The sequence below is a fragment of the Ignatzschineria sp. PL_is040 genome, assembly GCF_055813795.1.
This window is the reverse complement of the sequence record NZ_JBVPGU010000007.1, coordinates 85215-97156: the sequence shown is the minus strand read 5'-3', so window position 1 is coordinate 97156 and position 11942 is coordinate 85215. Positions and strand designations below refer to the sequence as shown.

Here is an 11942-nt window from a genome sequence, read left to right as displayed (position 1 = left end):
AGAGAAGCAAAGAAACTACTAGAGAACTGGCTTCTACCGAATCATCTTCAACGTTGCCGTCTGAATGAGTGGTGTATCTTACCCCTTTCATTTTTATTTGCAACTCTTTTTCTGGTCAAAATGTAAGCGCTGGCAAAAAAGTTAGAAAAAAGGGGGATCTAACTATATCTTCATACAGATAACTAATGAATAAATAAGGAAGAATAGATAGCCTGGAGTGAGTAGAGAAATTGTTAAAAATTTAATACTCTTAACTAACAGGCTACTGACCTCATCTTTAACCAAAAAGCTTGATGATCTTTTTCAATCCTGCAATCAAGCGATCGACATCTTCACTACTGTTATAGACACCAAAAGAGATTCTAGCTGTTGCCGGCACATCCATTCTTCTCATCAAAGGCTGTGCACAATGATGACCTACTCGGATAGCAACACCCTCATGGTCGAGTAATGTGCCAATATCGTGGGGATGAATTCCTTCGACAACAAATGAGATCACACCCACCTTCTCTGCTGCCGTACCGATAACTCTTACTTCCGGAATTTGAGCTAATTGCGCCATTGTATAATCAAGCAATGCATCTTCATGTGCTGTAATCGTCTCAAAACCGATTTCTTCCACCCACTCAAGCGCTCTACCAAAAGCAATAACACCCGCAATATTAGGTGTTCCAGCCTCAAACTTATTAGGTAATGGGGCAAATGTTGTCTTTTCAAAGGTAACAAGATCGATCATATCACCACCGGTCTGATAAGGAGGCATCGCTTCTAATAACTCTCTTTTTCCATAGAGAATTCCAACACCTGTAGGTCCATAAAGTTTATGAGCAGAAAATGCATAGAAATCGACATCGAGTTCCGTTACATTAAGTGGCTGATGTACAGCTCCTTGCGCACCATCTATTAATACTTTTGCGCCTACTTTATGAGCAGCCTCTATAATATGCTTAACATCATTAATCGTACCCAACACATTTGAGACTTGAGTCACGGAAACAATTTTTACACGCTCATTTAACATCTCTAGATAGTGGTCTAATAGAAGCTCTCCCTGATCGTTAATGGGAATTACTTTAAGTTCAGCCCCCCTCTCTTCACAGATCATCTGCCATGGAACGATATTTGCATGATGCTCCATCTCTGAAATAATCACGACATCGCCCGGCTCTAAAACCATCCGCCCATAACTTTGTGCAACTAAGTTAATACTTTCGGTTGTACCTTTTGTAAAAATTACTTCTCGAGAATCTTCTGCACCAATAAACTTTCGAACAACATCTCGGACTAATTCATACTCTTGGGTCGATTTCTCACTAAAGAAATAGACTCCCCGATGAATATTTGCATAATATTTCTCATAAACTTCTCGTTCAGCATCGATCACCACTTGAGGTTTTTGTGCTGAAGCCCCGGTATCTAAAAACGCTACCTGCGCTCCTTTTACCGTTTCATTAAAGATAGGGAACTGTTGACGTATTTCTGGCAATGCAATCATGCGGTACCTCTGCTGATGAGTTTTAATTTTTAATATATTAGTGTGATTTTAATATACATTTAATACTTTAAACTTAAATTCAAGATTATGACTCAAGATTTAGATTTGCGATCTAGAAATTATAAGTTAAAGATGAAAGTAGAGGAGAGATATAGAATGGCTCAAGCTCAAAGCCCTTCTGATAAGTTTCTTTAGATAAATCAATTAGAGAAGGTCACAAAAACGGCTATAACCAGTACCAGTAAAGAGGATACCGGTGACAGCTATAGCCGCTCTTCACAACTTGAATTAGAGAAAATGATGTCTTAAACGATTCTATGACTCGTTTCGCTACCTCTCTCACTACTCCTTATTTTGATATCACATCAATTGCGCAATATCTTTATCTAGCTGATGATGGAGCCATTCACTAATCGATTTAGATTCGATCGTCTCTAAGATCTCAACAGCGTAGGCACGAATTAAAATCCGCTTTGCTTCTCCTTCTGAAATACCTCGGGTACGAAGATAGAAGAGGTGATCGGGATCGATAAAGCCCACGGTCGCTCCATGTGTACAACGAACATCATCGGCATAGATCAACAAACGAGGAATAGTTAGTGCTCGAGCACCATCATTGAGGAGCAGAGAACGCGTCATCTGATCTGCATTGATCTTTTGTGCATCTTGATAGACATGGATCTGTGCATCAAAGATCGACTCTGCACGATCTTTTAAGATATTTTTCACCTGCTGACGACTTTCACAATTAGGAACGCGGTGATCCATATCGATAATGTGTGAGATATGTTCTCTACCTTCTCCAATATTTAATATATTGAGGTCGGTAACCCCCTCTTCCCCATTCATATGAAGATGGATATTAGATCGAGAAAGTTCACCCTGCGCTTGATAACTCATATAGTGAACATGACTTCTCTCTGCTTGCTCTGAAGTAAAATCAAAGAGCGAAGATCCTTTAGCACCATTAAGCGCTGCACGAACAAACTCTACTTTTGCTTCAGCGGCAACATCAGCCTCTACTTTACCTAAATTAAGATAATGTCCTCCCCCTGACTCAACGAATAGAAAAGAGACTTCCGCAGCTTCCTCAACTGTAATATTGATTTTAAAATCAACTTTAGTGGGTTGTTCTCCTGCATCAGAAAAATGGTAGATAACAACGGGGCGATCAACTTTCGCACCCTCCACCACTTTAATTTCTAAAAGCTGTTCAGTTCCACGAACCAAAAGACCTTCAGGTAGAGTCAACTCACTAATCCAACGGGCACTGACCTCACCATTATAGATCGGCAATACGACCCCATTTTCAGGTAATACTTCTGAGATCGGCGCAGCTGTTTCACGTGAAACCGGATCTTTCCAATCCACAGAGATCACTTTACGAAGGGGGGTATCTCTAAAACGCTCTTTTGAAGCATTCTCTTTATATACTGTTAGCATTAATCTCTCCTTACTTATGAATACGAGTTCCGCCAGCTTCTTCACCACGGAATGCTACGTAACCCTCTTTTTCGAGCTCTAACGCTAACTCTTTACCGCCACTTTTAACAATTTTGCCATCCGTCATTACATGAACAAAGTCTGGCTGTACATAATCGAGTAGACGTTGATAGTGGGTAATCAATAAGAACCCACGATTTTGATCTCTCAATGAGTTAATTCCTTCAGAGATAACACGAAGCGCATCAATATCGAGTCCGGAGTCAGTTTCATCAAGAACTGCTAACTTAGGCTCAAGAACTAACATCTGTAAAATTTCATTACGCTTCTTCTCTCCACCCGAGAAACCTGCATTCACGGCTCTCTTTAAGAAAGAGGCATCCATCTTTACAGTCTTCATCTTCTCTTGCAGCAACTCATAAAACTCTAAAGCATCAACCGGATCTTCCCCACGATACTTACGAATTGCATTCAATGCACTTCTTAAGAAGTAGTGATTATTAACACCAGGAAGCTCTGCTGGATATTGGAACCCTAAAAAGATCCCCATCTGTGCACGCTCATCAGGATCCATCTCTAAAATACTCTTACCTTCAAAAAGGATATCCCCTTCCGTGATCTCATATCCCTCTTTTCCAACGATAATATTGGCTAATGTACTCTTTCCTGAGCCGTTTGGACCCATAATTGCATGGACTTTTCCCGCTTCAATATTGAGGGTAACTCCCTTAAGGATCTCATTACCATCAACTTCTACATGTAAATTTATAATTTGTAACATATTTCTACTCTCGTTATTAATTTTGTAATCGTTATTTCTGCCACCAGCTTCAATATGATGGCGATATGCTTTTAGTCCCGTTTTAACCGACACTACCCTCTAATCGCAGTTCGATCAATTTTTGTGCTTCAACAGCAAACTCCATCGGTAACTCATCGAAGATCTCTTTACAGTAACCATTGACAATAAGGTTAATTGCATCCTCTTCAGAGAGTCCACGCTGTTGACAGTAGAAGAGCTGTTCTTCAGAAATTTTCGAAGTAGAGGCTTCATGCTCCACTTTTGAGCTCGAGTTACGAACATCGATATAGGGGAAAGTATGGGCCCCACATTTATCTCCCATCAAGAGAGAATCACACTGAGAATAGTTATGTGAGCCCGTTGCATTAGGTCCAATTCTCACCAAACCTCGATAGGAGTTTTCTGAGTAGCCTGCGGAGATTCCTTTAGAGATAATCGTAGAGCGAGTATTTTTACCAATGTGGATCATCTTAGTGCCGGTATCTGCCTGTTGTCGATCTTTTACAAGAGCAACGGAGTAGAACTCTCCAACAGATTCATCCCCTTTTAAGATACAGCTTGGATATTTCCACGTAATCGAAGATCCTGTTTCAACCTGCGTCCAAGTAATTTTTGACTGAAATCCTTCACAAATACCGCGCTTTGTTACAAAGTTATAGATTCCACCCTTGCCCTCTTCATCCCCGGGATACCAGTTTTGGACAGTTGAATATTTAATCGTAGCTTTCTCTTTAGCAACTAACTCAACAACCGCAGCATGAAGTTGATTCTCATCTCTTTGAGGTGCTGTACATCCTTCAAGATAGGAGACATAACTCCCCTCATCTGCAACAATTAATGTTCGTTCAAACTGCCCTGTATTAGAAGCATTGATACGGAAGTAGGTAGAGAGCTCCATGGGACAACGCTTACCTTTTGGAATATAGACAAAAGAGCCATCAGTAAAGACAGCTGCATTGAGAGCAGCAAAGTAGTTATCATCATGAGGAACAACTGTTCCTAAATGCTCTTTTACCAATTCGGGATATTCCTGAACCGCTTCACTAAAGGAGCAGAAGATAATGCCCTGCTCTAAAAGACGATCTTTATAACTTGTCGCAACAGAGACGGAGTCAAATACCGCATCAACAGCAACGCCTGCTAATATCTTTTGCTCTTCAAGCGGGATCCCTAAGCGCTCATAGGTATAGAGAAGCTCAGGATCAACTTCATCTAAACTCTTTGGCCCATCTGCCATCGATTTAGGGGCTGAGTAGTAAGAGATTGCTTGATAATCGATCGGTTCAATATTGAGATGTGCCCAATCGGGAGTCTCCATCTCTAACCAAGCACGATAAGCCGTTAAACGATATTCTAACAACCATTCAGGTTCATTCTTAATTTGGGATATTTTACGAATCACATCTTCATCTAATCCCGGCGGAAGGGTTTCTTGCTCGATTTCTGTTGTGAAGCCATATTTATACTCTTCACCGGCAAGCGCTTCAATTCTATCTTTTTCTGTAATTTCTGCTGTCATAATCGTTCTATTTTATTATCTTAAAAAATTAGTTTATAAGAGATCTATCACATTCATTTCTGCTTTTAGATCGCTCGGTGAGCCGAGAAGAGATAACAATGTCACTTCAGAAAAGCTCTTATAGAGCTGCTGATTAATGACTCGCCAATGAGGGGCTAATTGACAATCTATCGCTTTATCACAAGGATTCTCAATATCATTACAAGCATTCATTGCGACAGGGCCTTCAATTGCCTCAATAACATCAAGTAACGTAATCTCCTCAGGAGACTTCTGCAATTGATATCCTCCATAAACACCTCTTGTTGAAGTTAAGAGCTCCGCTTTAACAAGAAGCTTCAGAACTTTACTCACCAAAGAGACATTTAGATCACAGATCTCCGCTAGCGTTGATGCACTCATTCTCTCTTCTCTTACCGCAAGCTTAGTAAGAACAAGTAAGGCATAATCTGTTTCTCGGGTAATTCTCAATGTTAAGACTCTCTAAAAAATCAATATAGGAGTAATATAGTACCATATTAGTCCTAATTCAAATTTGTTTTGATAATCACAGCTATTAAGCACCTCAATAGCAGAAGTAATACTCCCTCTATAACTTTTTAATAACTTCCTAATAACCTCCTAATAGTTTTCTAATGACTTGTTAATAACTTGCTAATAACTGCCCGAAAGATATGTACCCAATATTAAAATAGAGAATAATATAGGTTAGAAGATTATAGGTTAGAAGATAGCGCATCGTACTAAAGCGGAATAAAGAAGAGGCCGTTTAGATCCACTCCAAACGACCTCTACTCATCTCATTTATCACTGATTAACAGCGTATTAAAATTTTACTGATTTAAAAGCATTTTTTCCGGCATAGACCGCATTATCGCCTAATTCTGCTTCAATGCAGATGAGACGATTATATTTTGCAACACGATCTGAACGGCAGAGTGAACCTGTCTTGATTTGTGTCGCAACAGTGGCAACAGCGATATCAGCAATCGTTGTATCTTCTGTCTCGCCTGAACGATGTGACACAACAGAGGTATAACCTGCCTCATCTGCCATATTAATCGCATCAATGGTCTCTGTTAAGGTACCAATCTGATTAGGCTTAATTAAGATTGAGTTTGCAATACCACGCTTAATCCCTTCTTGTAGGATTTTTGTATTCGTGACAAAAAGATCATCCCCGACAATCTGCACACGATTACCAATCTTCTCAGTTAAGACAGCCCAACCTTCCCAATCTTCTTCATCCATACCATCTTCGATCGTAATAATCGGATAACGATTGACCCAATCTTCAAGGAAAGCGGCAAATTCTTCTGATGTAAAGGATTTATTCTCAGACTCTAAAACATATTGCCCATCTTTATAAAACTCAGAAGCCGCAATATCGAGACCTAAGAAAACATCTTTTCCTGGCGTATAGCCGGCACGTTTAATCGCCGTCATAATTACTTCTAATGCTTCCTCGTTAGAGCCAAGATTTGGAGCAAAACCACCCTCATCACCCACTCCTGTTGCTAAGCCCTTCTCTGTAAGCACTTTACGTAACTCATGGAAGATTTCAGCCCCACAACGGATCGCTTCGGCAAATGTAGGAACACCTACTGGAAGAATCATAAATTCTTGAACATCTACAGAGTTGTCAGCATGCGCTCCTCCGTTAAGAATATTCATCATCGGAACAGGTAACGTATAACTTTCGCGCTCAGCTAAGTAGCGATAAAGTGGTAAACCTTTCTCATTTGCCGCTGCGTGTGCAACCGCTAGAGAGACACCTAATAGAGCATTTGCCCCTAAGTTTGATTTATTCTCAGTACCATCTAATTTAAGTAAGATCTCATCAACATCTTTTTGATCTGATGCCTCAACACCTTTGAGTGCTTTTGCTATTACGCCATTGACGTTCTCACATGCACGCAATACGCCTTTACCACCGTAACGCTTTTGATCCCCATCACGAAGTTCAACCGCCTCTTTTGCCCCTGTAGAGGCGCCACTAGGTACAGCTGCAGTACCTGATACACCCGACTCTAAAGTAGCTTTTACCCATACGGTTGGATTACCGCGTGAATCAAGAATTTCTCGTGCAATGATCGAGTTGATTGCTGACATAAATTTCTCCAAATAGATATTATAAAAAAGCAAAAGGCGTAACTACAAAATAGCTACACCTTCCTATTATTTATTGTTATTACTCAAATTTCAACTTGAGATAATAATCCTTTCTTTTTCTGCCTATTTTACATCACGGATCTTAGGACCGATGTAACGTTGACGGGGACGACCAATCTTCATATTTGGATCTGCGATCATCTCTGCCCAATGGCTAATCCAACCACTTGTACGTGCAATTGCGAACATAGGTGTGAACATCTCAACAGGAATACCTAATGCTTTGTAGATAATACCTGAGTAGAAGTCGACGTTTGGATAGAGTTTACGCTCTACAAAGTACTCATCTTTAAGTGCAATCTCTTCAAGTTTAACGGCGATCTCCATCAATGGATCATTACCATATTTTGCCAATACTTCATCAGCAATACCCTTGATGATACGTGCACGTGGGTCAAAGTTTTTATAGACACGGTGACCGAAGCCCATCAAACGGAATGGGTCATTCTTATCTTTCGCTTTTGCAATAAATTTATCGATATTGCTAACATCACCGATCTCTTCAAGCATCACGAGTACAGCTTCGTTAGCACCACCATGTGAAGGTCCCCATAATGATGCGATACCTGATGCAATCGCAGTAAATGGATCTGCACCTGAAGATCCTGCTAGACGAACTGTTGAAGTTGATGCGTTTTGCTCATGGTCAGCATGAAGCGTAAAGAGCACGTCAATTGCTTTCTCTGCAACAGGATCAACTTCATAATCAGCACATGGTGTTGAGAACATCATCTGTAAGAAGTTACCTGCATAAGAGAGATCGTTACGTGGGTAACGGATCGGCTGGCCTTGACCATGCTTGTAACAAGCAGCTGCGATTGTTGGCATCTTAGAGATTAAACGGTGCGCAATAATCATACGATGCTCAGGATCGAAGATATTCATCTTGTCATGGTAGAAGCCCGCCATTGAAGCAACGGATCCTACTAACATCGCCATAGGATGAGAGTCATAACGGAATCCTTGAAGGAAGCTCTTCATATTCTCATGCATCAAAGAGTGCGTCATAATGATCTCTTTGAACTCTTTTGATTGCGCTTCATCTGGAAGCTCACCATTCCAAAGAAGATAAGCAACATCGAGATAATCTTTCTTCGCCGCTAACTGCTCAATAGGATAACCACGATAGAGTAGTTCACCCTTCTCACCATCAAGATAGGTGATTGCACTCTCACAACTTGCTGTAGAGACATAACCTGGGTCATAGCTAAACATCGACATCTCTCTGTTTAACTTCGCAATATCAATAACAGAATTACCATAAACAGAATCCAAAATTGGAAATTCTGCTTCATGTCCTGTTCTATTATTTCTAAAGGTGACAGTATCTTTTGTACTCATACTAATTTCCTCCAGCTTTCGGTAACTATCTCCATTAATGGAGTTATCACTTCAGCTCTATTTTAATAAAAACTCAAACTTGAGATGAATAATATTGTTCGACCATCTTAGTACATAAACGATTATTTTAAAATAGCCACAATGGTTCCTCGGTGATTCAATTTTCTAATCGCGCTAATAACGCTCGATTGATATCGATAATTAATTGTGGTCCTTCATAGATAAAACCACTATAGAGTTGCACCAAAGATGCTCCGGCATCTAACTTATCTAGAGCATCTTGGGCCGTCATAATTCCCCCTACGCCGATAATCGGAAAGCGTCCCTGACTCTCCTTTGCTAAAAAACGGATAACCGCTAAAGATCGTTCTGTTAAAGGAGCTCCACTTACGCCTCCGGCTTCAGCTTTCAACGGAGATTGAATGCCTTCTCGTGAAATAGTGGTATTGGTCGCAATAATGCCGGCAATATTTGATTCATCGACAATCTCGACAATCTCTTGCAACTGCTCATTAGAGAGATCTGGGGCTATTTTAAGTAGAATTGGTTTTGGATTTTGATATTTCTGATTTGCGTTCTGTAACGCTTGCAATAGCGCCAATAGTGGCCCCTTCTCTTGGAGAGCTCGCAAATTAGGCGTATTGGGAGAACTGACATTAACCACAAAATAATCGACAACATCAAACAGCGTATGAAAACAGGTTAAATAATCTTCCACCGCCTCTTCATTAGGCGTCTCTTTATTTTTACCAATATTGCCCCCGATGATTAACCGATGTTGCCGCTTCAATAAACGAAGTCGTGCCGCATCAACACCCTCATTATTAAAACCCATTCGATTAATAATTGCGGACTCATCTACGAGACGAAAGAGTCTCTTCTTAGGATTACCCGGCTGCCCTTTCGGAGTCACAGTCCCGATCTCAACAAAAGAGAAACCAAGATCTCCTAACGCTTGATAGAGTTTAGCATCCTTATCAAATCCCGCAGCTAAACCGACAGGATGACGAAAAGTGAGACCAAAAACCTCCCGCTGAAGGCGAGGATCCTCTAAAATTTTCTCACGATCGATCAGACGATTTTTGACAAAAGGGAGTGCCGTTAATGCTCTAATCCCCCAAAATGAGAGATGATGGGAACATTCAGGATCTAGCTTAAAGAGTAGTTTTTGAATAATTTTTTTTATCATCAGCACAATCTTTACAATTCTGTTGCCGCTATTATCCTCCTATTTTGAGACAAAGCTAGCAAAAACATTGAATCATCACTTTAGAAAAGATTTTCCCGTAAAAAAAGCATCTCTTAATGAGATGCTCTCTTTTAAATCCTCATAGCGTTATATTCACTAATATTAACGACCATATTTCTTACGGAAACGATCAACGCGACCTTCCGCATCAAGAATATTTTGTTGACCTGTGAAGAATGGATGTGACGCAGAGGTTACTTCCATACGCGCTAATGGGTATTCGTTACCATCAGTCCATACGATTGTATCTTTAGTTGCGATTGTTGAACGTGTTAAGATCGCAAAATCACTAGATGCATCTTGAAACACTACAGGACGGTAGTTGATTGTATTTTCTTTTGACATAATATTTTATCCATTAATTAATGTTTATCGCTTGACTCTCTCGAGCCTACTTCCTTAATGCACAGTTAGATTCGTCAATCTAAATGTCTACCGCATTAAAAAAATAATCAAGACGGGAATTTTACTGTAAAGAGAAGCCTAATGCAAATCTATTACGCATCAAAGACCCCTCTTTCGATCCATTTTAGAGCTTCTTAGGGCTATTTACCCCTTCATCATTTGGAAAAACTCTGCATTTGTCTTAGTCTCGCGCATCCGCTCAAGCATAAATTCCGCAGCTTCAATCTCATCCATAGGATGGATCAATTTACGAAGAATCCACATCTTCTGTAGCTCTTCTGGCCCCATTAAGAGCTCTTCACGACGTGTTCCTGAGCGATTAACATTAATCGCCGGGAAGATCCGTTTTTCAGCAATACGACGATCTAACTGAATCTCTGAGTTTCCAGTTCCTTTAAACTCTTCAAAGATCACCTCATCCATCTTCGAGCCGGTATCCACCATTGCTGTAGCGATAATGGTCAAGCTTCCACCATTCTCAATATTCCGCGCCGCACCAAAGAAACGCTTAGGACGATGGAGCGCATTGGCATCAACCCCTCCTGAGAGAACTTTTCCTGATGAGGGGACTACCGTATTATAAGCGCGTGCTAAACGGGTCATAGAATCGAGTAGAATGACCACATCACGACCATGCTCTACAAGACGACGCGCCTTTTCAATCACCATTTCAGCGACTTGAACATGGCGCAGAGCAGGCTCATCAAAAGTTGAAGCCACCACATCACCTTTAACAAGGCGTTGCATCTCTGTCACCTCTTCTGGTCGCTCATCAATAAGCAATACCATAAGATAAGCTTCCGGATGATTGATCGCGATCGATTGCGCAATATTTTGCATCATAATCGTCTTACCCGCTTTTGGGGGCGCAACGATCATACTTCTTTGCCCTTTACCAATCGGCGCTACAATATCGATTAAACGGGCGGTAATATCTTCGCTCGACCCATTTCCTAATTCCATTTTGAGTGGCTCATTAGGATGAATAGGAGTTAAGTTTTCAAAAGCGATCTTACGGCGATTCTTACTAACCGGCTCATAGTTGATCTCATTTACTTTAACGAGTGCAAAATATTTCTCATTATCTTTAGGTGCGCGAATAACACCTGAAACGGTATCTCCTGTTCGAAGATTGAAACGTCTTATTTGAGAAGGACTAATATAGACATCATCAGGACCTGCTAAGAAGGAGCTATCTACCCCTCTTAAAAAACCGTATCCATCATTAAGGACTTCAAGCACCCCATCACCAATAACCTCGCCACCTTTTTCTGCTTGTTCTTGTAAAATGGCAAAGATGAGCTCATGCTTTTTAGCCCGCATTAGTCCTTGGATATTCATTTCTTCGGCAATATCTACTAGCTCTTGGGCCGTTTTTTGTTTTAGTTCTGTTAGATTCATAGATTGATTTTATAAAAAGTATAAGAGAGGATTCTAAATACTGTTTAGAATAAAATTCTATTTAAAATAAATATTTAGAATGAATAAGAAGAGTTTATCTTGTGAATTATCTTTA

At 40.4% G+C, this 11942-nt stretch carries 10 protein-coding genes; all 10 read right to left on the bottom strand.

The window, feature by feature from the left end; genetic code table 11:
• Window positions 1-277: 277 nt before the first annotated feature.
• Window positions 278-1495, bottom strand: a complete 1218-nt coding sequence (locus AC0SAP_RS08635) for an aminotransferase class V-fold PLP-dependent enzyme (RefSeq protein ID WP_473383881.1) — start codon at window positions 1493-1495, stop codon at window positions 278-280.
• Between the two features lie 360 nt (window positions 1496-1855).
• Window positions 1856-2938, bottom strand: a complete 1083-nt coding sequence (locus AC0SAP_RS08630) for a SufB/SufD family protein (RefSeq protein WP_473383880.1) — start codon at window positions 2936-2938, stop codon at window positions 1856-1858.
• 10 nt (window positions 2939-2948) lie between these two features.
• Window positions 2949-3719, bottom strand: coding sequence for a Fe-S cluster assembly ATPase SufC (sufC, locus tag AC0SAP_RS08625; RefSeq protein ID WP_473383879.1), 771 nt, complete (start codon window positions 3717-3719; stop codon window positions 2949-2951).
• 82 nt (window positions 3720-3801) lie between these two features.
• Window positions 3802-5259: a Fe-S cluster assembly protein SufB gene (gene sufB, locus AC0SAP_RS08620; RefSeq protein WP_109236885.1), complete on the bottom strand. Its 1458-nt coding sequence runs from the start codon at window positions 5257-5259 to the stop codon at window positions 3802-3804.
• A gap of 33 nt (window positions 5260-5292) precedes the next feature.
• On the bottom strand, window positions 5293-5730 hold the full coding sequence (locus AC0SAP_RS08615; protein ID WP_473383878.1) for an SUF system Fe-S cluster assembly regulator: 438 nt from the start codon (window positions 5728-5730) through the stop codon (window positions 5293-5295).
• A 354-nt stretch (window positions 5731-6084) separates the two neighbouring features.
• Window positions 6085-7371: a phosphopyruvate hydratase gene (gene eno, locus AC0SAP_RS08610; RefSeq protein WP_473383877.1), complete on the bottom strand. Its 1287-nt coding sequence runs from the start codon at window positions 7369-7371 to the stop codon at window positions 6085-6087.
• 123 nt (window positions 7372-7494) lie between these two features.
• Window positions 7495-8772, bottom strand: a complete 1278-nt coding sequence (locus AC0SAP_RS08605) for a citrate synthase (protein ID WP_094568379.1) — start codon at window positions 8770-8772, stop codon at window positions 7495-7497.
• 157 nt (window positions 8773-8929) lie between these two features.
• Window positions 8930-9961: a quinone-dependent dihydroorotate dehydrogenase gene (locus tag AC0SAP_RS08600; RefSeq protein WP_286482768.1), complete on the bottom strand. Its 1032-nt coding sequence runs from the start codon at window positions 9959-9961 to the stop codon at window positions 8930-8932.
• A gap of 162 nt (window positions 9962-10123) precedes the next feature.
• Window positions 10124-10366: a type B 50S ribosomal protein L31 gene (locus tag AC0SAP_RS08595; RefSeq protein ID WP_094568381.1), complete on the bottom strand. Its 243-nt coding sequence runs from the start codon at window positions 10364-10366 to the stop codon at window positions 10124-10126.
• A 204-nt stretch (window positions 10367-10570) separates the two neighbouring features.
• A complete protein-coding gene (gene rho / locus AC0SAP_RS08590; RefSeq protein WP_094568382.1) occupies window positions 10571-11827 on the bottom strand; it encodes a transcription termination factor Rho in 1257 nt (418 codons plus the stop codon).
• Window positions 11828-11942: the final 115 nt, after the last annotated feature.

What these genes read in the sequence shown, in the direction of transcription:
- rho (WP_094568382.1), bottom strand. Translation starts at nt 11,827, where the DNA reads ATGAATCTAACAGAACTAAAACAAAAAACGGCCCAAGAGCTAGTAGAT.
- AC0SAP_RS08630 (WP_473383880.1), bottom strand. Translation starts at nt 2,938, where the DNA reads ATGCTAACAGTATATAAAGAGAATGCTTCAAAAGAGCGTTTTAGAGAT.
- AC0SAP_RS08635 (WP_473383881.1), bottom strand. Translation starts at nt 1,495, where the DNA reads ATGATTGCATTGCCAGAAATACGTCAACAGTTCCCTATCTTTAATGAA.
- AC0SAP_RS08600 (WP_286482768.1), bottom strand. Translation starts at nt 9,961, where the DNA reads ATGATAAAAAAAATTATTCAAAAACTACTCTTTAAGCTAGATCCTGAA.
- sufB (WP_109236885.1), bottom strand. Translation starts at nt 5,259, where the DNA reads ATGACAGCAGAAATTACAGAAAAAGATAGAATTGAAGCGCTTGCCGGT.
- AC0SAP_RS08595 (WP_094568381.1), bottom strand. Translation starts at nt 10,366, where the DNA reads ATGTCAAAAGAAAATACAATCAACTACCGTCCTGTAGTGTTTCAAGAT.
- eno (WP_473383877.1), bottom strand. Translation starts at nt 7,371, where the DNA reads ATGTCAGCAATCAACTCGATCATTGCACGAGAAATTCTTGATTCACGC.
- AC0SAP_RS08605 (WP_094568379.1), bottom strand. Translation starts at nt 8,772, where the DNA reads ATGAGTACAAAAGATACTGTCACCTTTAGAAATAATAGAACAGGACAT.
- sufC (WP_473383879.1), bottom strand. Translation starts at nt 3,719, where the DNA reads ATGTTACAAATTATAAATTTACATGTAGAAGTTGATGGTAATGAGATC.